Source organism: Parachitinimonas caeni (genome assembly GCF_030129945.1).
GTDB classification, from domain to species: domain Bacteria; phylum Pseudomonadota; class Gammaproteobacteria; order Burkholderiales; family Chitinimonadaceae; genus Parachitinimonas; species Parachitinimonas caeni.
Genome location: NZ_JARRAF010000008.1, coordinates 176,281 through 198,661, shown reverse-complemented (window position 1 = coordinate 198,661; position 22,381 = coordinate 176,281). Strand labels below are relative to the sequence as shown.

Annotated in this window: 18 protein-coding genes; 9 read left to right on the top strand and 9 right to left on the bottom strand. The window is 58.0% G+C overall.

What is annotated here, in order from left to right; all coding sequences use genetic code 11:
* The first annotated feature begins 276 nt into the window (after positions 1 to 276).
* Entirely contained in the window at positions 277 to 1,086 is an 810-nt protein-coding gene (locus PZA18_RS09570; protein WP_284100605.1) for a substrate-binding periplasmic protein, read from the top strand.
* A 40-nt stretch (positions 1,087 to 1,126) separates the two neighbouring features.
* Here the strand turns inward: PZA18_RS09570 and PZA18_RS09565 are convergent, their stop codons facing one another.
* The 4 genes from PZA18_RS09565 to ompR form a co-directional block, all read right to left on the bottom strand.
* Complete coding sequence (locus PZA18_RS09565; RefSeq protein WP_284100604.1) at positions 1,127 to 2,086, bottom strand: D-2-hydroxyacid dehydrogenase; 960 nt, start codon at positions 2,084 to 2,086, stop codon at positions 1,127 to 1,129.
* A 135-nt stretch (positions 2,087 to 2,221) separates the two neighbouring features.
* Complete coding sequence (locus PZA18_RS09560; protein ID WP_284100603.1) at positions 2,222 to 2,842, bottom strand: hypothetical protein; 621 nt, start codon at positions 2,840 to 2,842, stop codon at positions 2,222 to 2,224.
* Positions 2,839 to 4,212 carry an ATP-binding protein gene (locus PZA18_RS09555; protein WP_284100602.1) on the bottom strand — a complete coding sequence of 458 codons (1,374 nt, stop codon included), beginning with the start codon at positions 4,210 to 4,212 and terminating at the stop codon, positions 2,839 to 2,841. The genes PZA18_RS09560 and PZA18_RS09555 overlap by 4 nt, the downstream gene beginning before the upstream one ends.
* Positions 4,209 to 4,931 (bottom strand): osmolarity response regulator transcription factor OmpR, encoded by a 723-nt coding sequence (gene ompR, locus PZA18_RS09550; protein ID WP_284100601.1) that lies wholly within the window; start codon positions 4,929 to 4,931, stop codon positions 4,209 to 4,211. The genes PZA18_RS09555 and ompR overlap by 4 nt, the downstream gene beginning before the upstream one ends.
* A 200-nt stretch (positions 4,932 to 5,131) precedes the next feature.
* Between ompR and PZA18_RS09545 the strand changes: the two genes are divergently transcribed.
* Entirely contained in the window at positions 5,132 to 6,028 is an 897-nt protein-coding gene (locus tag PZA18_RS09545) for a sterol desaturase family protein (RefSeq protein WP_284100600.1), read from the top strand.
* A gap of 73 nt (positions 6,029 to 6,101) precedes the next feature.
* Here the strand turns inward: PZA18_RS09545 and PZA18_RS09540 are convergent, their stop codons facing one another.
* Together PZA18_RS09540 and putA are read right to left on the bottom strand one after the other, a co-directional pair.
* Positions 6,102 to 7,529, bottom strand: coding sequence for a methyl-accepting chemotaxis protein (locus tag PZA18_RS09540; RefSeq protein ID WP_284100599.1), 1,428 nt, complete (start codon positions 7,527 to 7,529; stop codon positions 6,102 to 6,104).
* Between the two features lie 218 nt (positions 7,530 to 7,747).
* Positions 7,748 to 10,855, bottom strand: a complete 3,108-nt coding sequence (putA, locus tag PZA18_RS09535) for a bifunctional proline dehydrogenase/L-glutamate gamma-semialdehyde dehydrogenase PutA (RefSeq protein WP_284100598.1) — start codon at positions 10,853 to 10,855, stop codon at positions 7,748 to 7,750.
* Positions 10,856 to 10,991: 136 nt separating this feature from the next.
* On the opposite strand from putA, the gene PZA18_RS09530 reads away from it, so the two are divergent.
* From PZA18_RS09530 to PZA18_RS09515, 4 genes are all read left to right on the top strand, one after another.
* Positions 10,992 to 11,465: an Lrp/AsnC ligand binding domain-containing protein gene (locus tag PZA18_RS09530; RefSeq protein ID WP_407951179.1), complete on the top strand. Its 474-nt coding sequence runs from the start codon at positions 10,992 to 10,994 to the stop codon at positions 11,463 to 11,465.
* Positions 11,466 to 11,595: 130 nt separating this feature from the next.
* Positions 11,596 to 12,390: a thymidylate synthase gene (locus PZA18_RS09525; RefSeq protein ID WP_284100597.1), complete on the top strand. Its 795-nt coding sequence runs from the start codon at positions 11,596 to 11,598 to the stop codon at positions 12,388 to 12,390.
* An 8-nt stretch (positions 12,391 to 12,398) separates the two neighbouring features.
* Complete coding sequence (locus tag PZA18_RS09520; protein ID WP_284100596.1) at positions 12,399 to 12,887, top strand: dihydrofolate reductase; 489 nt, start codon at positions 12,399 to 12,401, stop codon at positions 12,885 to 12,887.
* Positions 12,888 to 14,174 (top strand): diguanylate cyclase domain-containing protein, encoded by a 1,287-nt coding sequence (locus PZA18_RS09515; RefSeq protein ID WP_284100595.1) that lies wholly within the window; start codon positions 12,888 to 12,890, stop codon positions 14,172 to 14,174.
* Positions 14,175 to 14,259: 85 nt separating this feature from the next.
* On the opposite strand, the gene PZA18_RS09510 is transcribed toward PZA18_RS09515, so the two are convergent.
* From PZA18_RS09510 to PZA18_RS09500, 3 genes are all read right to left on the bottom strand, one after another.
* Positions 14,260 to 15,057, bottom strand: a complete 798-nt coding sequence (locus tag PZA18_RS09510) for an amino acid ABC transporter permease (protein ID WP_284100594.1) — start codon at positions 15,055 to 15,057, stop codon at positions 14,260 to 14,262.
* A gap of 192 nt (positions 15,058 to 15,249) precedes the next feature.
* The gene (locus tag PZA18_RS09505; protein WP_284100593.1) at positions 15,250 to 16,065 is read right to left on the bottom strand and encodes a basic amino acid ABC transporter substrate-binding protein; all 816 of its coding nucleotides are present in this window, start codon (positions 16,063 to 16,065) and stop codon (positions 15,250 to 15,252) included.
* 167 nt (positions 16,066 to 16,232) lie between these two features.
* Complete coding sequence (locus PZA18_RS09500) at positions 16,233 to 17,969, bottom strand: tetratricopeptide repeat protein (protein WP_284100592.1); 1,737 nt, start codon at positions 17,967 to 17,969, stop codon at positions 16,233 to 16,235.
* Positions 17,970 to 18,104: 135 nt separating this feature from the next.
* On the opposite strand from PZA18_RS09500, the gene PZA18_RS09495 reads away from it, so the two are divergent.
* From PZA18_RS09495 to PZA18_RS09485, 3 genes are all read left to right on the top strand, one after another.
* Positions 18,105 to 18,491 carry a hypothetical protein gene (locus PZA18_RS09495; protein ID WP_284100591.1) on the top strand — a complete coding sequence of 129 codons (387 nt, stop codon included), beginning with the start codon at positions 18,105 to 18,107 and terminating at the stop codon, positions 18,489 to 18,491.
* A 129-nt stretch (positions 18,492 to 18,620) separates the two neighbouring features.
* Entirely contained in the window at positions 18,621 to 19,412 is a 792-nt protein-coding gene (locus tag PZA18_RS09490; protein ID WP_284100590.1) for an Lcl C-terminal domain-containing protein, read from the top strand.
* Positions 19,413 to 19,427: 15 nt separating this feature from the next.
* Entirely contained in the window at positions 19,428 to 22,376 is a 2,949-nt protein-coding gene (locus PZA18_RS09485) for a DUF1566 domain-containing protein (protein WP_284100589.1), read from the top strand.
* The last annotated feature ends 5 nt before the right edge of the window (positions 22,377 to 22,381 follow it).

The following is a 22,381-nucleotide window of genomic DNA, read 5'->3' as shown; positions in this document are numbered from 1 at the left end:
ATTTTTGGGGCATGGCGTCGTTAGCGTTCGCTTATTTAGCTCGCTAAACTGCACTCACCCTGCCTCGCCCTGCCCCAAAACTCGGCCCGGCGCGACCGGAAACAAAACGTCAACAGAGCCTAGGTCATCGTTTCGATCTGTTATGGCGCCTATGATGAAACTGCGCCCTCACTGTTCAGACTAGAACAGATCGAATCGATACGAAGTAAATAACGCAGCAAGCTGGGCTTTGTTGACAATGAAACACTGGTGTTGCTGCTGTGGGAGAAAACTCAAATGAGGCGTCTATTCTGTGCAAGTGTGGCTTGTGCCTGGTTGTGCCTGAATGTCGCTGCGGCCAAGGAAACCGTGGTGCTGTTTGGCGACGATGCCTATCCGCCGTATGCCTATGTGGAAGGCAATGAATACCGGGGCATCTATGTCGATCTGCTGCGCAAGGCTGCGCAACGCATGCCTGATTACCTGATCGAACTACAACCCGTGCCCTGGAAACGTGGCTTGATGTCTCTCGAACAGGGCAAGATCTTTGCCTTGTTTCCGCCTTATGTCCGCAAAGAGCGTAGCTATATCGAGTCGTATTCAACCCGGCTGGGTACCGAGAGTGTCGTGGTGTTCTGCCGGAAGGATGCCCTCACCAAGCCTCGCCTGCACTGGCCTGCCGACTTCAGTGACCTCAAGCTGGGCATCAATGCCGGCTTTGCCCTGAGTGACAAGCTCGTCAGTGCACGCAAGGCCGGGCAGGTGCAGGTGATCGAAGCCAAAGGCAACGAGGCCAATGTACTGGCGCTGACCAGCCGTAGCATTGATTGCTATATCAATGATCGTGCTTCAGTCCTCTGGACCATCAACCGACTGCGGCACCGGGTTGGCGTGCGTGATGCGATCAATAGTCTGGATATCGAATCGGTGGCCACACTGTCGAATGAACCTGCCCATATCGCTTATACCGCCAACGATGGCGGACGCTTCAGCTTCCGGCAGGACTTTGTGCTCAAGTTTGATCGGGTGCTGCAGCAATTGATTCTCGACGGTGAATTCGACCGCATTACTGCCCGTTATGTTGGGCAGGCATCGGCTGACAACTGAATCGCCGTCAGAAAGCCGGATGCCCGCTGAGCCTGGATGATCAGGCGGTGACCAGATTCCTGGGCTGACCGGCCATGAACGCCTCGATATTGCCGATCAGCTGCTCCGCCAGGGCCTCCATGGCCTGCCGGCTGGCCCAGGCAATGTGCGGGGTGATGATGAGATTGGGCAGCCGCGCATCCAGCAGCGGGTTGCCTTCTGTCGGTGGCTCGGCAATCAGCACATCCAGCCCGGCACCGCCCAGCTGCCCTGCCTGCAAGGCCTTCAACAAAGCGGTTTCGTCGATCAGGCCGCCGCGTGCGGTATTGATGAGGATTGCCTCAGGCTTCATCAGCGCCAGTTCTGCTTCACCGATCAGATTGCGGGTCGAGTCGGTCAGTGGACAATGCAGGCTGATGACATCGGCTTCTGCCAGGGCTTGCTCGAAGCGGGTATAGCCATCGCGCACAGTGGCGGCACCGCGCCTTTCCACCAGCAGGATGCGCATGCCGAAGGCTCTGGCCAATCGGGCGACGCCTTCACCCAGCAGGCCGCTGCCGATCAGGGCCAGGGTGGCGCCATGCAGATCACGTACCGGGGCACCGAAGTGGCAGAACTGGCTGGCGCGTTGCCAGGCGCCTTGTTGGAGGTCGGCCCGGTAGGCGGGCAGCTGGCGACGCAAGGCCAGCATCAGCATCAGGGCGTGCTCGGGTACGGTGTTGTCGGCGTAACCCCTGATATTGCAGACGGCAATGCCCCGTTCACGACAGCTGGCAACGTCGATCATGTTGTAGCCGGTGGCGGCCACGGCAATCAGCTTGAGGTGCGGCAGCTCCGCCAGGGCTGCAGCGTCAAGCCGGACTTTGTTGCTGATCAGAATGCTGGCGTGGCCGGCATGCTGCAGCAGTTCGTCAGGCTGGGTGCTGGCGTGCTCCCGCCAGATATGGGGGAAGTCGGGCTGTCGCAGGGCAACGGGCAGGCTGGCGCGGTCGAGAAAGACGATCGAAGGTGTATTGGGCATATCTGGTTTGAATCGGCAGAGTGGGCGGTAATGGGTGGCTATGAGGTTATGTGGCTGCGTGGTCTCATGACTGCTGATCAATACTGCCATAACGCCGTGACACAGGTGAGAACCTCGCCCGATTTCTGCGTCGCTTCAGGAGTTGGGCACTAGCCCGGCCAGGAATTCTTCGAAATCTGGTTTGAATTCATCAAGCAGGTTGCTGGAGGTATATGTCAGCACCTGAATGACCCCCTGTTTGTTGGAGTAGTAGTAGCCGTAGTAAGAAAACGGAATGCTGTCGATGGTGCCGTTCATCTGCAGGCACAGCACTTTCTTGCCGTTGACGGTTCGCATTTCCTCAAAAGTGATCTTGGCATCGGGGGCAACCGCCCTGGCGTTGTCCAGCGCGATCTTCTTGAGGGCAGACAGCGGAATGCTGATGCGTTCGATGATCAGCAAGCCATAGGCATCACCGCTGTGATGCTTGAATTGCAACCGGCCCGGTTCGTCTTTGGCGGGCTTCCATTTGTCGGGGACATAAAAGAACTCGAAACCCGGCTTTTTCAGATCGGCGCGGGCGGTGGCGGTGGCGGGGCGGTTGTAGCTTTTGCCCGAGGTCTGCGTCGTGGCCGGGTTGCCGGAAGACTTGGCATATTCCCACCGGCCGTCAGACTTGAGGATGACCGTTTTGCCGCTTTCGGTGGTGGCGGTTTCATCGGCCTGCGCGGTCAAGCTGACCAGCAGCAGGCTGCCGAATAACAGGGACGTTCTCATGATGTGGCTCCCGTAAAAAATTCACTCGATAGCGTTGGCGGTGGCTGAATGGGCCATCGCACCCTGGCTTCCAGTCCCCCTCCATCCCGGGGGAGCATGCTGAGTTCTCCCCCCCGCCGTCGCACCAATTTCGCCACGATGGCCAGACCCAGGCCGGTGCCCGGTGTGCCGGCCAGTCTGACGAAGGGCTGACTGAGGCGGCTTAGCGACTCTGGCGGTACGCCAGGCCCCCGGTCGAGCACGGATAGGCTGATCTGATCGCCTTCCTGCCGTGTTGCAACCTCCAGGCCCTTGCCGGCATGGCGCCAGGCATTTTCCAGCAGGTTGGCAATCAGCCTTTGCCAGGCCAGCCGGGGCAGCAGGGTCTGGGGTAGGGGGGCGAGGTCCAGTTGCCATGCGGCGGGCTCAGTCTGCAGGGCGATGGCATCCTGGATCAGCCTGTTGACGTCCACCTCACTGAGCGGCTCTTCACTGCCATTGCGTGCGTAGTCCATGAACTGGCCAAGAATGGCGTCGATCTGCTCGATCTGGCGCGCCATCATGGCTTCGAGCTCCTCGTCGCCGGACATGGCCAACCCCAGGCGCATCTTGGTCAGCGGGGTGCGCAGATCGTGCGAGATACCCGCCAGCATCATGGAACGCTCCGATTCATAGCGCGCCAGACTTTCAGCCATGCCGTTGAAGCTATGGGCGACCTTGGCCAGCTCGGTGGGCAGTTTGTCGTCGGGCAGATATTCGGGGGGGCGGCCTGCAGCCAGATCGGACGTTGCACGTACCAGCCGGGCAATCGGCCGGTTGAGGCGGCGGGTCAGGTAAAGGGCGCCCAGAATCGCCAGCAGCGCCGAGAGCGCCACTGCACTCAGCCAGGTTCGCGATAGTTGCAGTACCAGCCGATCGCCGGATACCTGCACCCAGTACGGTGAGCCACGCAGGGGAATGCTCAGCCACAGCCGCCGTTCTTCACCTTCCCAGCGGACATCAATTTTGTGCCGCATCTTGCGGCCCAGCGCTTTGGCATAGGCATCGAACATGACGCCTGGCGAGATGGGCAGGACAACGCCGTCCGGCTTGCCCTGAATCACCCGGAAATGGCCGCGCAGATTGAGATTGGCCGCAAAGCGGGCAGCATCGGCCGGGGGGAGCGACGCAAGATTGGATTCGAGCGCCAGCACATATTCAACCGTGCTTGAGGCAAGGTCATCAAGGTGAGGGCGTTGCAGGATGAAGTGGTAGAGCAGGGCGGTCAGCAGCTGGCCGGACGACACCAAAGCGATGATCAGGAACATATGCCGGCCAAACAGGGAGCGCGGTACCAAGCTCAGCCGGCGCTTCCCTGCTGGAAACAAAGGCCCGGCACCGCCAAGCTTCATGATGCCTCGGCCTCGCTGACAAACACATAGCCGACCCCTCGCACCGTCTGGATAAAGCGCGGGTTGGTGGGATCGACTTCAATCAGGCGCCGCAGGCGCAGGATCTGCACATCCACTGCCCGATCACCCAGGCTGATGTCACGACCGCGCGCCAGTTCGACCAGCCTCTCCCGACCCAAGGGACGATTGGGGTGGGTGGCGAGCGCCCGCAACAGTTCGAACTCTCCTGATGTCAGCTCGACCAGTGCCTCACCCCGTTTCAGGGTCCGCCGGCTGACGTCGAGGGTGTAGGGTCCAAAAGTAATCGGGGCTTCGGTGAGCGCTGCAGGGGCGGCCCCCAGCATGTGCTGGCGGCGCAGATGGGCCTGGACTCTGGCCAGCAGCTCGCGAGGGTTGAATGGCTTGGCCAGATAATCATCCGCCCCGACTTCCAGCCCAAGGATGCGATCTACCGGATCGCCGCGCGCAGTCAGCATCAGAATCGGCAGGGTTTCGCCTTGCGAGCGCAAGCGGTTGCAGACGCTGAGCCCGTCTTCCCCCGGCATGGTGAGATCAAGAATCAGCAGATCAAATGGCTCGCGGACCAGCAAACGTTCGAGCTGGCGCGCATCGGCCACCGTGCGCACCAGATAGTCATGTTGAGACAGATAGCGTTCGAGCATGGCCCGTAACTCGGCGTCGTCATCGAGCACCAGAATCTTTGCGCGTTGAGTAGTCATGGGACAGGTCGAGGATCAAAAACTCAAAAGGTGCCCATCTTGCCGCCTTGCCTGTCTGGCAGGCGGAGGATTGGTTACCACCAGTTACAGAATCGGCCAATGAAAGCCCTGGTTACATCTGCCAGACACCCGGAAATGTCTTGCCCCACCGGTCTGACTACCATGTCTTCATCACCCGTCCCAATAAGAAAAGACCGATCATGGATCAGCATAATCCGTTGTTTTTCATTGTCTTTCCGGTGCTTCTGCTGTTGGCTGCCGCAGAAGCGGTTTATTTGATCAGTGTGCGGAGGCATCGCTATGACTGGTCCGGCAGCTTTGCCTCGTTCGGGGTCGCAATCGGCCACCATGGGGTAGCGCTGTTGACGATTGGCTTGACCACATGGACTTTCGGCTGGGTCTGGCAGCATCGGCTGTTGACGCTGCCGCTCGACCGCTGGTGGAGCTTCCCGCTGGTTTTTCTGCTCGTTGAGTTCTTCTATTACTGGGCTCACCGCATCAGCCACGAGTCGCGCTGGTTCTGGGCCTCGCACGCCGTACATCACACGCCCCAGCGCCTCTATCTCTCAGGGGCCTATCGTTTGGCCTGGACCGGCTCCATTGCCGGCGGTGCGGTGTTCTTCCTGCCGGTTGTCTGGCTGGGGGTTTCACCGAAGGCCGTGCTGCTGGCGCTTACCCTGAACCTGCTTTACCAGTTCTGGCTGCACACCGAGCTGATTCCCCGGCTCGGTTGGTTTGACCGGATTTTCAACTCGCCATCCAATCATCGCGTTCACCACGCCATCAACCCACGCTATCTCGACAGCAACTACGGGGGCGTCCTGATCGTGTTCGACCATCTCTTCGGCACCTATGTTGCCGAGCGCGACGATGATCCTTGTCGATACGGGCTGGTCACCCAGCTCAATTCCCATAATCCCCTGCGCATCGTCTTTCACGAATGGCAGGCCTTATGCCGCGACGTCTGGCACAGCCGCAGCCTGCGCCAGATGGGCTTCCATCTGTTCGGCGCCCCTGGCTGGAGCGCGGATGGCAGCCGTCGTACCTCGGCCCAGATCCGGTCAGAAGCGGGCTTTCTACCGGGCCGGCGGCGTTGATCTCCTTGGCGTCAACAGAACCTCATGCGCGGTTGGCGCTTTGTTTCCGGTCCGCAACAAAAACCAAAAGAGCCTAAGCACTACGTCGGCTGCCTTGGCGCTCACGGGTGCGGAAGTAGCTCATCTGCTCGGTCAGCGAAACGGACTGCTCGCTCATCGATACTGCCGTGCCGGATAGCTCCTCGGCCGCTGCGGCGTTCGACTGCATGGAATGGCTGACCTGATCTATCGCCGAGTGGATCTGTTCGATACTGCCGGCCTGTTCTTCTGACGCTGCGGCAATTTCCTGCACCAGATCGGCGGTGCGACGGATTGACGGCACCATCACGTCAAACAGCTTGCCGGCCCGGTCAGCCAGTTCCACGCTATGGCTGGCCAGTTCGCTGATCTCGCGGGCAGACGACTGGCTGCGCTCGGCGAGTTTGCGTACCTCGCTGGCGACCACGGCAAATCCTTTGCCATGCTGACCTGCCCGTGCGGCCTCAATCGCGGCGTTGAGGGCCAGCAGATTGGTCTGGTAGGCGATTTCATCCACGATGCCGATTTTCTCGGCAATCTGCTTCATGGCCTGCACGGTTTCGCGCACTGCCCGTCCGCCATCTTCTGCTTGTTGCACATTCTGGTTGGCAATGGTGTCGGTGGCCTTGGCATTGCTGCTGTTGTTGGCAACCGAGGCGGAAATCTGCTCCATCGACGAGCTGGTCTCCTCAACGCTGGCAGCCTGATTTGACGAAGTGGTGGAGAGCGACTGGGCGGCCAGGGTGATTTGCTCGGCGGCGATATTGAGTGACTGGATGGAGATGGTGACCTTGCCAATGATGCGGCCCAGGTTCGACATCATCTTGCGCAGCGACTCGGCAAGGTCACCGAGTTCATCCTGGCTCCGCACGTTCACAGACGCTGTCAGGTCACCTTCCGCAACCCGGTGAACAACGTTCTTGATGTCCTGCAGGGGGGTGATGATCAGGCGGCGGATGCCCAGAGAGAGGGCGACGACGATGATGACATCAAGCATGACAATCTGCATCAGCAGGGTTTTCAGGTCCTGGGCCAGATTTTCGTCGATCTCGCGGCTGTTGATGTCGATATAAACGGTGCTCACCAGCTTGACTACGCCACCATCGTTGTAGCGGATCTCGGTACTGCGGCGCTTGGTTCCTTGCATCGAATTCGGCGACCCCGGTACCAGCTGGTTGGTGAGATCGCGGTAGTAACCCACCATTGGCTTGCGATCGACTTCAATCGACATCGCCGACAGGTAGTGTTTGGTCATTTCAGATTTGACGATCTTCTCGACTTGCGGCAGGTCGAAGTTCCAGACGGCGCCGGGTAGTGACTGCGAAAGCCGGGTGATGACGCCTGTGACTTCCTGTTCCAGGGCGTTTTCGAGGCTGGCGCGAATGCGGAAGTAGTTGAATGCGCCAAACCCTACCAGAGTCGTGGTCACAACCAGTACAAACAGCAGGTTGAGCTTGAAAGCGATGCTGTGGGTATGAAACACGCCGGGACCTCCGAGACTGCGCTGTCTGCGTTTAATCGTAGGGAGTCGGCGGGCAAGTTTCCAGTCGCAGGCCTGCCGATCACGACATTTCTTGCAATGGCGAGGAGGCACGCACCGGCTGGCGCAGGTAAAAAGAAACCCGGCCGAGGCCGGGTTGAGCAGGAGAACGATTTCTACGGAGAAATCGGGTAATGCAAGCTGTGCTGAAACGGCCTGGATCAGGCCGAATCATCGCCGCCTGACATCAGGCGAACATTGCCGCCGACGGCAGCGGTGTTGACGGTGAAAGTCCGCTCGCTGGCGAACTTGAGCAGATAGTGCGGGCCGCCCGCTTTGAATCCGGTACCGGACAGGCCCTCGCCGCCAAATGGCTGGCTGCCGACCACGGCGCCGATCTGGTTGCGGTTGATATAGAGGTTGCCAACCTGAGCCAGCCGCCGCACGGTTTCGACCGTACTGTCGAGACGGGTATGCACACCCATGGTCAGACCAAAGCCCAAGGCGTTGACGGCCTTCACTGCGTCTTCCAGGGCCTCGCCCTTGAAACGGGCCAAGTGCAGGACCGGGCCGAATACTTCTTCACGCGGCAATTGGTCGAGCGAGACTTCGAACGCGTGCGGCGCCACAAAGCAACCGGCTTCGGTGCCTGCAGGCAAGGGAGTGGAGCCGATCAGCTTGGCTTCACGACTCATCTTCTCGATGTAGGCATTCAGATCGCGCTGGCTGGAGCGGTCAATCGCCGGTCCAATATCGGACGACAGCTGAATCGGGTTACCGATCTTGAGTTCGCGCATGGCCTGGCCCAGACGGTGGGCAACTGCATCGGCAATATCGTCCTGCACCAGCAGAATACGCAGGGCCGAGCAACGCTGGCCGGCGCTGTTGAAGGCAGAGGTAAGGACATCGAGGATCAGTTGTTCAACATGCGCCGAGCTGTCTGCAATCATCGCGTTGATGCCGCCGGTTTCAGCGATCAGGCTGGCAATCTGCGAATTGCGGGCTGCCAGCTGACGGTTGATGGTCCAGGCCGCGTTGGTCGAGCCGGTGAAGGCGACGCCCGCAACACGGCTATCACCAAGCAGCAGCTTGGACAATGAGCCGCTTTCGCCTGGCAGGTAATGCAGGACTTTCCCCGGTACGCCGGCTTCGAGCAGCATCTGGATGGCACGCATGCCCACCAGCGGGGTGCGGCGGGACGGCTTGGCCAGCACGGTGTTGCCGGCAGCCAGGGCTGCAGCCACCTGGCCCAGGAAAATCGCCAGCGGGAAGTTCCAGGGGGCAACGCAGACAAACACGCCCCGACCAATCAGCCGGAGTTCGTTCGATTCGCCGGTAACGCCCGGTAAGGAGATGGGGACGATAAACAGGCGACGGGCTTCCATGGCGTAGAAACGGCAGTAGTCCACGGCTTCGCGGAACTCACCCAGCGCGTCCGGCAGCGCCTTGCCGCCCTCTTTGACCAGCAAGTGCAGGAATTCGTCACGGTGCTTTTCCAGCAGATCGGCCGCGCGCTCAAGCATTTCGGCACGGGCGGCCACCGAGGTATGGCGCCATTCATCCACGGCGTCGTCGGCCAGCTTCAGGGCGTGCTCGACATCTGCGGCGGTACTGTTGATCAGACCACCGATTTCCTGGCCCTGGTCGGCCGGATTGAAGCGCGGATGGCGCTGACCTTCACTGATCTGACCGCCGACGATGGGTGCGGCATCCCATTGTTTGTCTTGTGACAAGTGCTGGCGTACTTCCTGCAGGACGGTGGTATCGCTCATGCTGAATCCTTTGCTGTTCTGGCGCGGCGCAAAGACTTGCGAGGGGGCTTTGACGCCGGGAGTAATCGGTTGGCTGGCAACTTCGCGAACGGGGTCGGTTGCAATTTTTTCAAGCGGCACCCGGGTGTCGGCCAGCATGTGGACAAATGAGCTGTTGGCGCCGTTTTCCAGCAGACGTCGTACCAGATAGGGCAACAGGCTGTGGAATTCGCCCACCGGGGCGTAGATGCGGCTTGGCACGCCTTCCTGCTCAACCAGCAGGCGATGCAGTTCTTCCCCCATGCCGTGCAGGCGCTGGATTTCAAAACGGCGCTCGCGACCACGCGTGAATTCCATCAACCAGGCCAGGGTATGCGCGTTGTGGCTGGCAAATTGTGGATAGAACACATCGCCGTACTCCAGCATCTTGCGGGCGCAGGCCAGATAGGCAACGTCGGTATGGGATTTGCGGGTATAGACCGGGTAGTCGTCCAGGCCCATTTGCTGTGCCCGCTTGATTTCACTGTCCCAGTAGGCACCTTTCACCAGACGGACCGGCAAGGCGCGGCCGGTATCGCGGCCGAGGTCGGCCAGCCAGTCGATGACGAAGGGCGCACGGCGCTGGTAGGCCTGAACAGCCAAGCCAAAGCCATTCCAGCCGTCGATCTTGTGCGAGCGGATGATCTTTTCCATCAGCTGCAAGGAAATTTCCAGGCGTTCGGATTCCTCCGCATCGACGGTAAACACCAGATCGGCCTCGGCCGCCTGCACCGCCAGTGCCATCAGCTTCTCACCCAGTTCGGCCATGACCCGCTTCGATTGACCGAATTCATACCGTGGATGGATGGCAGACAGCTTGACCGAGATGGACGGCCGTCCAAAGCCTTTATTGCTGTCCGGGTGGCGCGCCAGCGCCGCAATGGCAGCCTGATACGACTCGAAATAGCGCTCGGCATCTTCGGCCGTCAACGCGGCTTCGCCCAGCATGTCGTAGCTGTAGCGGTATTTCGGATCAGCGTTGGCAAGTGCCTCGTTGATGGTTTCTCCCACCACAAAATGCTGTGCCATGACGCGCATGCCGGCTTTCATCGCAGTCCGCAGTACCGGCTCGCCCAGTTTGCGCAGCAGGCGGTCAAACCAGTGCTTGCCTTCCGAGGCATCAATCCAGAAATCGGTGAACATCAGTGCCCGGCTGGCGGCATTGACCAGCCAGGTGGCGGTCTGGGACCGGCGCCAATCGCGATCTTTCAGCAAATCTTGAATCAGCCGGTCGGCGGTGTCGTTGTCGGGAATGCGCAGCAAGGCTTCGGCCAGGGCCATCAGGGCGATGCCTTCTTCAGTGCCCAAACCGTAGCTCTGTAGAAAGGCATCAAAGTGATTGCGGGCTGCGACCTGGCGGACGTTTCGTCCCAGCGACAGGGTGTAGGCATGAATCTGCTTGGCCATCGCGTCATCAACCGAGGCAAGCTTCAATAACTCGCTGACGGTTTCGGCTTCGTTGGCCAACAGATGGCTACGAATCGCCTCGAAGCGTGGCAGGCCGCGTGGCGGATCGGGGTAGAGAATGGAATCGGTCATGGTGTGCAATCTCAAGTCCAGAGACGGATCGACAATGGTTGCGGATCATAGGCGCGCCGCTGATGAATTTGTCGCTAATGTTTGTTCAAATTGCTGGATAATTCATTATGAAACCAACTTTTTATGGAGAAATATTTTGTCACTGAAAGGGTTGGACCGAATCGACCGGAAAATTCTGCGGGAACTTCAAGCAGATGGGCGCTTATCGAATCTTGAACTGGCCAAACGTGTCGATTTATCGGCCACTGCGTGTCTGGAGCGCGTCAAACGCCTGAGCCGGGATGGTTATATCGTCGGCTATAGCGCCCGACTGAACCCCGAGCTGCTGGATGCCGGCCTGCTCGTGTATATCCAGGTGGTGCTCGACCGGACTACGCCCGAGGTGTTCGATACCTTCAAAAGCGCCGTGGCCGACCGGCCGGAAGTGCTGGAATGCCACATGGTGGCGGGGGGATTTGATTATCTGATCAAGGCCAGAGTGCGGGATATGAAGGCTTATCGCGATCTGTTGGGGTCCGCGCTGCTGACCTTGCCCGGCGTGCGCGAAACCCATACCTATGCGGTGATGGAGGAGGTCAAGGAGTCTGCAGCGATTCACATTCCACTTTGAGCGTGACCGCAACGAACCAGACGTTGGGTCGCAGGTGCTACCACAAGATGCTGGCGCAGAAGATGTTTTCGGTGGGGGGATGGGGCGGTGATAAAATCCTCACTTTTGCTGCTTACCGCTTTATTTACCCATGCGCACTTATCTCGATTTGCTTCGCCATGTACTCGAACAGGGCGTCGAAAAGACCGACCGCACCGGCACCGGCACCCTATCGGTCTTCGGGCATCAGGCTCGTTATGACCTCTCAAAGGGCTTTCCGCTGGTTACCACCAAGAAGGTTCACCTCAAGTCCATCATTCACGAGCTGCTGTGGTTTTTGCGTGGTGAGACCAATATCGCGTATCTCAAGCAGAACGGGGTGTCGATCTGGGACGAGTGGGCAGACGAGCAGGGGAATCTGGGGCCGGTTTACGGCTCGCAGTGGCGTTCCTGGCCTACGGCGGATGGGCGCCATATTGACCAGATCAGCCAGTTGGTTGCTCAGATCAAAAACAATCCGGATTCGCGACGTCTGATCGTATCGGCGTGGAATGTCGGTGAAATCGAAAACATGAAGTTGCCGCCCTGCCATGCCTTCTTCCAGTTTTATGTGGCAGAGGGACGGTTATCCTGTCAGCTGTACCAGCGTTCGGCTGATCTGTTCCTGGGCGTGCCATTTAATATTGCCAGCTACGCCTTGCTGACCATGATGCTGGCGCAGGTGTGTGATTTGCTGCCGGGTGAGTTCGTTCACACTCTGGGTGATGCCCATATCTACTCAAACCATCTCGACCAGGTACGCGAACAATTGTCCCGTGAGCCTCGGCCCTTGCCGGTGATGCGTATCAATCCGGAGGTGCGGGATATTTTTGCCTTCAAATACGAAGACTTCACGCTGGAGGCTTATGACCCTCACCCGGCTATCAAAGCGCCGGTGGCGGTGTAGGGAGGTCCATGAAAGCGAATCTTTCCCTGATTGCTGCGGTGGCCCGCAATGGTGTGGTGGGCATCGACAACAAGTTGCCCTGGCATCTGCCGGACGACCTCAAATACTTCAAGGCCACAACCAGCGGCCACCCGATTCTGATGGGGCGAAAGACTTTCGAGTCGATCGGGCGACCGCTGCCCAACCGGCGCAATATCGTGCTGACGACCCAGGCTGGGTGGCAGGCTGCGGGTTGCGAGGTCGTCCATTCCCTTGATGCCGCCTTGGCCTTGGTGAGCGATGAACCCGAAATCTTTGTGATTGGCGGTGCACAGCTCTACGCTGCCACGCTGCCTCTGGCCGGCAAGCTCTACCTGACTGAAATCGATGCCGATTTTGCGGGGGATGCTTACTTTCCGGCGTTTGAAAAAAAAGACTTTCAGGAAATTTGCAGAGATTGCCGCCAAACCGCAGATTTTGCCTATGCTTTCCTTGTGTACCAACGAATCGCCATGTAAATGAGCCACATGCTGCCACCGGCATCCCCACTCGAATCGACCCTTGCGGAAATGGCGCAACTGGCGCCACTGCCGATTCTGATGGTCGATGCCGAGAGCGGTGTGGTGCTGGCGCAGAACCAATTGGCGCGGGATAGCCTTGGCTTGTCAGGCGATGCGCCGGCGCTGAGAAGTTTGTTCGATAACCCCAGTGTGGCCCGTCAGTTTTTGTTGATTGCCCGTAATAACGGGTTTATCCGGCAATTTGAAGCAAGACTGAAAATTGGTGCTGGCCAGCGCATCTGGGCTTTGCTGGCTGCTCGGCTGACCGAGATGGCAGACCGTACAGCTCTCATTGTCTCCCTCATCGATATTCATGAACGCCGCTTGGCTGAGGAGTCGCTGCGCGAGAGCGATGCCCTGCATCAACGGGTACTTGGCGCTGCCAACGAAGGCTATGCCTTGTTTGATGCTGAGACCGGCGCCCCCCTCGAAGTGAACCCTGCGCTGTGCGATATGCTGGGGTATAGCAGCGATGAGCTACTGACCTTGCGCTTGTCGCAAGTGCTGACCGAAGACAGCATTGCGGTTTTGCAAGAAGCGCGGGCGCAGTTCGGGCGTGGGCATCACCGTTTCGAGCTGATCTTGCGTCGGCGCAATGAAGAACTGCTGACCGCCGAGGTCAGTGTTTCGGTGGTGCCGGATCAGGACGGCCATGTCACCTCGGTGTTTGCGCTGGTTGCCGATATCACTGCCCGCAAGCGCAACGAAGAGCGCGTGCTTTATCTGGCCTTCTATGACACGCTGACGGCCTTGCCCAACCGCTATCTGTTTGGTGAGCACGTCGAACAGGCTTTGCGTCAGCGTGCCCGCAATGGCGGCAAGCTGGCCCTGATGTTTGTCGATCTCGACGACTTCAAACTAGTCAATGACAACTATGGCCATGACGCTGGCGACGAGCTGCTGCGCGTGGTGGCGCGTCGGCTGAACGGCTGCGTGCGTCAGAGCGATACGGTGGCCCGGATGGGGGGCGACGAATTTACCTTGCTGCTGGTGGGGATCGCCGGGGCCGAGGATGCGGCATTTGTCGCGCAGAAGATTCTGGATGCGCTGGCCGAGCCGGTGATGGTGGGTAATGCGCCACTGCAGGTTACTGCCAGCATTGGTATCGCCATTTGCCCAGACCACGGTGAGGATGCCACCAGCTTGCGGCGGCATGCCGATCTGGCGATGTATCAGGCCAAGCTCTCTGGCAAGCACTCCTATTCGGTATTCGAAAGCGGTTTGGTGGTGCGAGTCCCTGCCTGATTACGGTGATGAATACAAAAACAAAAAGCCCGATACGTGTATCGGGCTTTTTTTCTGCTCAGGTGGGGGCGCACCGTGGGGGGTATCAAACGCCGCCGCTTTGCTGGAAACGCTTTTCCAGTCGCGCCACACCTGCTGCCATCAGCATGGTCATGGCCAGATAGATCAGGGAGATCACGATATACGGCTCCCAGTAGCGAGAGTAGGCACCCGCGACGGTCCGGGCCGCATAGGCCATTTCTGCCAGGCCAATGGCTGAAACCAGCGAGGAGTCTTTCAGCAGCATGATGGCTTCGTTCCCCAGCGGCGGTAACATCCGGCGGAATGCCTGCGGCAGGATGACGTGAATCATGGTCTGCCAGTAATTCATGCCCAGTGAACGGGCCGCTTCGGTCTGTCCACGGTGGATGGACTGGATGCCGGCGCGGAAGATTTCAGTGATATAGGCACCGGCGTTCAGCGTCAGCGCAACCAGGCCTGACAGAAAGGCGCCGTATTCCTGCTTGAGGGTGCGTGCAAGTTCACCGCTGATCAACAGGCCGTTATCAACGTGGACCAGCGCTGGCATCAAGGCAAAATGCACGAGCATGATCTGTACGAATAGCGGCGTACCTCTGAAGAACGTCACATAGAGGGTGACTGGCCAACGTACCAGATACTTCAGAGGTAGTCGCCACGGGCCGTGCGCGGCATGTGCCAGACGGCTCATCCCACCGATCAGACCGATGATGGTGCCGACGATGACGGCGATCAGTGTGATTTTCAGCGTCATCCAGGCGCCGTCGAACAGCAAATCACGATATTGCCAGACGATCTCTAGCCGGACGTCTGCGAGCAGGGGTACCGATTGCTGTACTCCCTTCCAGAATGCTGGAAAGTCCATGTTGTCTCCCGCTATTACCCGTCTTGGGTTTAAGTCTTGTTAAAACGTGGTTGGTCTTGAGTGCCATCGGAAGATGGCTGCAAAGTTGCGCTCGCCGCTTTGTCTTTTTCTTTGTGAAGAATTACCAAAAAAAGAAGCGCAATTCTTGCCAAATTGCGCTTCTTTGCCGACTTGGGGATTTCCCCGCTAGGATTATTGCTTGGCGCCGAAGTACTTGGCGTAGATCTTGTCGTAAGTGCCGTCAGCCTTGATCTTTGCGATGCCGTCATTCAGCTTGGCGATCAATTCTGCATTGCCCTTTTTCACCGCAAAACCGTAGAACTCTTTGGCAAAGCTTGGATCGTCAATCATCGACAGACCTGCGGCCTTGTTGTTGTTGACGAAGTTGATCACAACGCCGTTGTCGGCAACGACTGCATCTACACCACCGTTCTGCAGCTCTTGCAAGGCCAGCGGTGTGCTTTCAAAGCGCTTGATGTTGGGGTTGGTCTTACCCAGCATTTTCTGTACGACTTCGTCACCCGTGGTGCCGGTCTGTACGCCTACCTTCTTGTCTTTCAGGTCGTCTGCCTTGGCAATCTTGCTGCCCTTGCCAACAGCAATCAGCTGCTTGGCTTCGAAATAAGGCTCGGAGAAATCCATGGTTTGCTTGCGTTCGTCAGTAATCGTGACGGATGACGCAACCAGATCGCGGTCGCCATTGGCCAGCGTCTGGAAAATACCTTCCCAAGGCGTGTTGTGGAACTCAACCTTGAAACCACCTTTTTCGGCAACGGCGTTCAGAACATCTGCCGTGAAGCCGACAATCTGCTTTTGCTCGTTCAATGATTCAAACGGGGCATAGGCTGCATCAGTACCTACCTTGTATACCTTGCCGGCAGCTGCTGCAGCGGGCTTGGCTGCGTCTGCTGGCTTGTCTGCCGAAGCAGGTTGTTCCTGCTTGCCGCAGGCAGCCAACATCAAACCGGAAACCAACAAACTCATTACCAAACGACGACCGGAATTCATCAAACTCTCCCTTTTTTCTTCATGCAGATGTACGCCATGACCGGCCGGTCATGGCAAGCGATGCACTATAGCAAGGCGCCAGTATCGGCTCAATCGGCTTGCACTAACAACTTTCCGCCGGATTGGTTCGCATTCAGGGCTCTTGTATTCGTAGTCTTACGGTGATCTTACTGACTGGCCAGGCGCTCGGCCTCGGCAATCTGGGTGTTGTTCAGGCGTGGCTTCAGCTCCGCTAGTCTCTGGCGGGCGCTGGCATTGTTTTCGCCACCACTTGCCGCTTTCTTGAACCAGCGATAAGCCTGCTGCAGATCGGCTCGGGTACCGCGCCCGTTGGCATAGAGGAGCCCAAGGTTGTACTGACCGATGGTGCTACCTTGCTCTGCACCTTTCAATGACCAACGAAAAGCTGCAGCATCATCACGCTTTACACCCCGCCCACTCATATACATGAAGCCCAGGTATGCCTGTGCATCAGGGTGATTCTGTTCTGCGGCCTTGCGATACCATTTGACGGCTTCTTCATTGTCCTGAGTAAGGCCTTGGCCATTGCGGTAACGTAAACCCAGCTTGGTCTGCGCCGAAGCATTGCCTGCCTCGGCAGCGGCTCGAATCTCTTCAAGACTGTCACTCTTGAAGTCTTCAGGCTTGCTGGATGAGCTGGTGTCCGCTGCCGAGGCAGGTACTTCCGTAATGGCCGGTGCAGAGGCAGGGGCATCTACCGCGCTGGGTTGGACTGGTGGCGTGACCATCGGTTGAGGGCGGCTTACGACGGGCTTGGGCTTGAGTAAAGACCACGCCGCAATGCCCGCAATGGCCATGCCAGCAAAAATACCAAGCCATTTGCCACTGCTCCCGGCCGGTTCGCGTCGCCCGGCGGGCTGGCGTGGCTTGGGCGAGCTGGCTTGGGTTGCGTCGATCTTGGTGGTGCCAGGGGAGAGCTGAATCGAATGCAATACCGGTAGCGGATGCATGGTTGTCACAGCAACGGTTTGTGGCTGGGTCTCGACTTTGCTGGGAGCGGGATCGAGTTCAAAGGAGTCCAACGCACGCAAACAACTATCCAGGCTGGAGAAACCACCCTGCCACACGGGCTTTTGCATGCGCTTGAGCAGCGCCGGCAGGGCTTCCTGATGTGAATCCTTGAAGTAGTCGAGACGGTGCAACGAAATCTGGCGGAACCAGTGGGCAAGCGCATACAGGTCACATCGCCAGTCCAGGCTGTTGTAGGCAAGGTCTGGCAGCAGCACGCTGTCGTATTGGCGTTTGGCGGTATCGGAGATTTCGTACCAGGATCGCTTACCCGGTTCGCCACAGAGTTTGGCAAAGCGCGCCCAGTCTTGATTGATGGCTTCTTTCGCCGCTGGCGATAGATAGGCGGCATCGGCACAATCGACATCAATGAACGGGGGCTTCTCGACACGATGCAGAGGGCTGCGGGCTACTGAAAAGTCGATGACTTTCAGGCTGTCGAAGTCGATTTCCTGCTGGGCATTCAGACGGAGTATCAAGATGTCGGGTCGAAGACCGCCGTGAACGAGGCCTACATCGGCAAAGCGCTGCAGCATTTTGCAGGTTGCCTTGATCAGGCGGATCAAGTCGCTGGATTTCTGGAATGGGTGGTCCAGCGCGCCAGTCGGACAGGAGAGCCAGTGCGTCAGTGGGTGGCCATCCGCTTCCCCCACCAGAAGGCGGCGGTCAAGATCAACCGCAATGAATCGGGCCGCATAGCGTTGATCTCGTTGGAACTCCTGTAGAATTCGTGCCTCGTGGCTCAGCCAGTAGTCGGCCGCCGGGTAGTATGGACCCAGTATTTTGCACCAGCGTTCGGTTTCCTTGCTGCTCAGGAACTTTTCTAGTTGCACGAGTCGATCGGCAGTGCCGACGGGTTCTCCGTGTTTGGTCATGGGCGCGTCAATGCGTTAGCGGGAAGGCGACTCTGGGCTGGGAATCAAAACAGCCCCCATTTACGTGGGCTGATTATGCCACGTCAGGTGGCAGTGTGTTTTATACCAACTGTTTTAGTGAGATACGAACCCATTATGCGTAATTTCGTATTTGTTTTGCTGTGTTCCTGTTTGTTGATGCCGGCCTGGGCGGCTGAAGCGCCTTTGCCGCTTGATGTCCCCTTGCCGGATAGAGCGGTTAACACCAAGCCCGCCAAGCAGCACGAAGAGCGTCGTACTGCCGAATCTTCCAAAGCAACAAAATCCAGATTGAGCAAATCCAAGCGAGCTGTACGCCATGCAGACCGCCGTGCAGTTCGTCATTCAGATCGTAAAAATGGCGGTGCGGTTGTCTCGTCTGGCAAAAAGCATAATAAGGTAGTCAAATCAGGCAAGCGGACTGCCAAAAAGACGCCAAAATTGTCCAAACACAGCAAAACAAGCAAGAAGCACCAACATAAACGCGGTAAACACCGTAAATAATTTATACGGCGTGTGCAATTTAAGTCACTGTTAGCTTGGCGTTCTACAATCTAGAGTGGAAACGAACGGCAGGTGCAAATTGCTGTAGTTCCGGCAAGGCCTGCCCTCTTTCGTCTGATTGAGGTCCTTATGAGCCAAGCACTCACTTCTGCGCGCCGTCTGGCGCATTTGCTCGTTAAATTGATGCCTGTTGCCGGGGCGATGATATCGCCGGTTTTGGCAACGCCGCTGAATGACTCCGGCTTGAGTGCATGCTACGACGCATCTGGTTCGCTTGCCTGCAACGGTATTGCTGGCGACGCTGATTCTTATCCCCGCCAGGATGGTCGCTATGGAAGGGATGCAGCGCAAGGTGCATCGGTGCTGGTCAAGGAAGGCAATGGGGGTTCGGGCTTTGATTTTTCCAAGATTGCCAACGATGGCTCTGGCGTAGCGCCATCGACGCCGCTGGGAACGGGTGCCACGGATTGGGCATGCACGCGGGACAATATCACCGGGCTGACCTGGGAAGTCAAAACACTCAACCCTGGCCCAAGGTTAAATACCGAAGCCGTGGTCTGGTATAGCACGCAATCGACAACCAATGGCGGGTATGCAGGGACTTCTGTTGGCGGTGGCTGTAGCCATGTCACCAATTGCAACTCTGAGCAGTATGTCAGCCAAGTCAATACGGCGGGCTTGTGTGGGCATAACGATTGGCGCTTGCCGACGCCGGCAGAGTTAAGAGGCATTGCCAATATGAGCCAGTCTGGTTCGGGAGTGTCGGACTCGGTGTATTTCCCGAACATGCAGTCAAGCTTCTATCTGACGGCGACGACCAGTGCAGTCAGCAATACCAACGCCGTCATCGTCAACTTTGGTACAGGTTCCATCTCCAGCCAGACGAAGTCTTCAACTGGCTACGTGATTCTGGTCCGCTAAGGCAAGGAGAAAACGATGACTCTTCGCCATATCCTTGCTGCTGGGGCTGGACTATCCATCGCGCTGGCAATGCCGAATGCCTTGGCGACCGTGCAGGTTTGTAATCCCGATATTGTTGCGACGACACCAACGTCCAATTTCATTGATCATGGTGATGGCACGGTGACGCATCAGGCCACAGGTCTGATGTGGATGCGCTGCTCGATTGGTCAGACCTGGAGTGGGGGCAGCTGCGCGAATTCCGCTACGACGATGGACTGGCAGACTGCGCTGTCTGCAGCCGCTGCCACGACATATGCTTCGAAGACCGACTGGCGATTGCCGAATCTGAAGGAGCTGGAATCGATTGTTGAGCGCAAATGCTATGGTCCCGCTACCAATCAGACCATTTTCCCGTCGTTTCAGAATGCCGATTACTGGACCTCGACCACGGCTGCCGATGCGCCTTCAAACGCATGGTCGATTTCGATGGGCGATGGTTTTGACTCGTCATCGTATGCCAAGTCCTTATCGAAATTTGTGCATCTGGTTCGCAGTGGCTTCCCTTCTGATCGTTTTGATCGACTGGCTTCCAGCTTCGATCCTAGCCCGGCTCTGGTATTTCCGAATGCCTGGGGTTCGCCACCCTCAACCTGGATTTTTTCCACGGCACAGACCTTAAACGGCACGACGACACCCACACCAATTTCCATCACTGGCCCAGGGTTTTACTCGACCGACAATGGGGTCAGTTTCACCAATAAGCCCGGATTCGTTGAGCCTGGCGCACAGATTGTCTTGAAGGGGTTGAGTGGTTCTCCACCCGCAGATCTGACGTCGATGACGCTCAAGGTAGGCACCTTGCAGAGTATTTTCGAGATTGCGGTGGCGCCTTCTACCATGCCTTCGGCGACGATTGTTCCGGCAACATCGCTGGTGAGTGCTACCAATTCCACTTTCACCGTTAATTTCGACCTCGCCCAGAACTTTCCTTCCTATGGACAGATTGCGATCCAGTTTCCGGCCGGCTATGTCATTTCCGGAGCCATCAACTATCTGGATGTGTCGATTTCCGGGGCGGGAATCAGCAGTGCGATAAGTACCTCGCGCAGTGGTCAGACATTGGTGATTAATACGTCCGGATCGGGTTCATCGGGGACCAGTTCCGTTTCGGTGTCGATTAACAACAGCCGTATCACCAACCCTTCGACTCAAGGCAATCAGATCTTTTCGATTAGTACCAATCTGAATACCGGGCAGCCGATCGAGACCGGAACGGCGACAACAACGGTTGGTCCCCCCAATACCACGCCTAATCCCTTTACGTTCTCGGCCAAAACCAATGTGGCGCGTAATGTAGCGGTTGAATCGGCGGCGGCGACCATTTTGGGGATTACCGGGCCAGCCTCCATTTCGGTTGCAGGGGGGGAGTACAAGATCAATGCCGGGACATTCACCACTAGTCCGGGTTCGGTGAACAACGGTGATACGGTCACCGTACGCCATACCTCCAGTTCACTGTTCTCCACGACGGTGGTGACGACACTGACCGTTGATACCTTCTCGACCACGTTCTCCAGCGTGACAGAGGCTGCGGCATTACCAACCAGCGGCACCTTCACCGTGCCCTGTGGGGCATCGGCTGATCTGGCTGGCCCAGGTACCGTGACGCTGGGGGGCGGTTCTTCGCTAACGGTGGGGGCTGCCGCCAACGGTAGTGTGCTGAAGATCGGTTCATCCACCGACCCGTGCAACACCGGCTCTTCGAGCACCCCTCGTTCGCTGTCCTTGAGCCTTGGAGGCTTCAATCTGGCAGTGCTGCCGACCTCGCCGGATACCGAGTTGGCGATTGCCACTACCACGTTCAATGGCGCACAGATTCCGGTGGTGCGGTTGGTGAAGGGCTCAGCCACGTTCTCAGGCGCGGCCAATCAGCCCTTGCTGGTGACGGCTGGAGGGGCCGTTGTACGGTCTGGCAATCAAAGCGCCCGTATCGCGGTCAGCGTGAATGCCAATGGCGGTTACAGCATTGTGGTATTGAGCGGCAATCTCCTGTTCCCGTGTGATCGTCGCTGTCCGCCCGGAGCAGCTGGCTTGACGATGGAGAAAGGGGAAACCGCGACTTTCAGCGCGGAGGGCGTGTTGAGCGAAATCATCGTCGAAGACAGCGCAGATCCTTTGGCGGCGGGTAATCTGCGGCCGTTGCCACCTCCGGCTGGTTTGTCGTTCGACCAGACTCCGGTCAATCTGGAGGGGGGCAGCCCAAGGCTCGGTGGTCAGCGCCTTGATGACGCTCTGACTCAACTGGTCAACGACTCGACGAGCTTGGGTTTGAAGAAGCAGGGACAGCAGAGCTATGGCGCCCTGGGATTCAATTACAACTTCATCAAGGTGTTTGCACAGCCGGTTGGCCGTCTGACCGCAGATCCAAGCGCCGGAACCTCGTTGCGTGGTGACCGCCAAGGGGTGCTGGTGCTGTCGGTGAAGGGCGTGGTGACGCGCCTGGTGCCGGGTTTGGCAGACCCAACGGTAGTGCTGTCGCTGATGCGTCAGACCGACCCGGCTGCGACATTGAGGGTAACCGCCGATGGCGTCTTGCGCGTCGTTTACCTTGGCAAGACCTATGCCGTACGGCCGGGCTGGTGGCAGTTCGCACGCAATAAACCTGCTTCGTTCAGTGTCGAGCCAGATGGCAGTTTGCTGTTCACCGACTTCAATGGTCGTGCTCAGACGCTGTATCCGTTTGTGGCCGATTTCAAGCGGATGGACGAAGTCATGCGCCTGCGTGACAGCAATGCTCAACTGTTCCAGAACACCGACGGCACCATCGCTGTGACCTTGCAGGGTTTGAACTACACGTTTACTCCGGATATCGGTCTGGTGGATACGCCCTCTGTGCATCTGGCGGATGACTGGTGGGTGGAACCTGGCAAGTTCTACGTGCGCTATCTGGATGGCAAGTCGCAAGGGTTTTTCGTGCAGTAGGCCGC

What these genes read in the sequence shown, in the direction of transcription:
- PZA18_RS09485 (WP_284100589.1), top strand. Translation starts at nt 19,428, where the DNA reads ATGACTCTTCGCCATATCCTTGCTGCTGGGGCTGGACTATCCATCGCG.
- PZA18_RS09555 (WP_284100602.1), bottom strand. Translation starts at nt 4,212, where the DNA reads ATGAAGCTTGGCGGTGCCGGGCCTTTGTTTCCAGCAGGGAAGCGCCGG.
- PZA18_RS09490 (WP_284100590.1), top strand. Translation starts at nt 18,621, where the DNA reads ATGAGCCAAGCACTCACTTCTGCGCGCCGTCTGGCGCATTTGCTCGTT.
- putA (WP_284100598.1), bottom strand. Translation starts at nt 10,855, where the DNA reads ATGACCGATTCCATTCTCTACCCCGATCCGCCACGCGGCCTGCCACGC.
- PZA18_RS09525 (WP_284100597.1), top strand. Translation starts at nt 11,596, where the DNA reads ATGCGCACTTATCTCGATTTGCTTCGCCATGTACTCGAACAGGGCGTC.
- ompR (WP_284100601.1), bottom strand. Translation starts at nt 4,931, where the DNA reads ATGACTACTCAACGCGCAAAGATTCTGGTGCTCGATGACGACGCCGAG.
- PZA18_RS09515 (WP_284100595.1), top strand. Translation starts at nt 12,888, where the DNA reads ATGAGCCACATGCTGCCACCGGCATCCCCACTCGAATCGACCCTTGCG.
- PZA18_RS09500 (WP_284100592.1), bottom strand. Translation starts at nt 17,969, where the DNA reads ATGACCAAACACGGAGAACCCGTCGGCACTGCCGATCGACTCGTGCAA.
- PZA18_RS09510 (WP_284100594.1), bottom strand. Translation starts at nt 15,057, where the DNA reads ATGGACTTTCCAGCATTCTGGAAGGGAGTACAGCAATCGGTACCCCTG.
- PZA18_RS09520 (WP_284100596.1), top strand. Translation starts at nt 12,399, where the DNA reads ATGAAAGCGAATCTTTCCCTGATTGCTGCGGTGGCCCGCAATGGTGTG.
- PZA18_RS09560 (WP_284100603.1), bottom strand. Translation starts at nt 2,842, where the DNA reads ATGAGAACGTCCCTGTTATTCGGCAGCCTGCTGCTGGTCAGCTTGACC.
- PZA18_RS09505 (WP_284100593.1), bottom strand. Translation starts at nt 16,065, where the DNA reads ATGAATTCCGGTCGTCGTTTGGTAATGAGTTTGTTGGTTTCCGGTTTG.
- PZA18_RS09565 (WP_284100604.1), bottom strand. Translation starts at nt 2,086, where the DNA reads ATGCCCAATACACCTTCGATCGTCTTTCTCGACCGCGCCAGCCTGCCC.
- PZA18_RS09495 (WP_284100591.1), top strand. Translation starts at nt 18,105, where the DNA reads ATGCGTAATTTCGTATTTGTTTTGCTGTGTTCCTGTTTGTTGATGCCG.
- PZA18_RS09570 (WP_284100605.1), top strand. Translation starts at nt 277, where the DNA reads ATGAGGCGTCTATTCTGTGCAAGTGTGGCTTGTGCCTGGTTGTGCCTG.
- PZA18_RS09545 (WP_284100600.1), top strand. Translation starts at nt 5,132, where the DNA reads ATGGATCAGCATAATCCGTTGTTTTTCATTGTCTTTCCGGTGCTTCTG.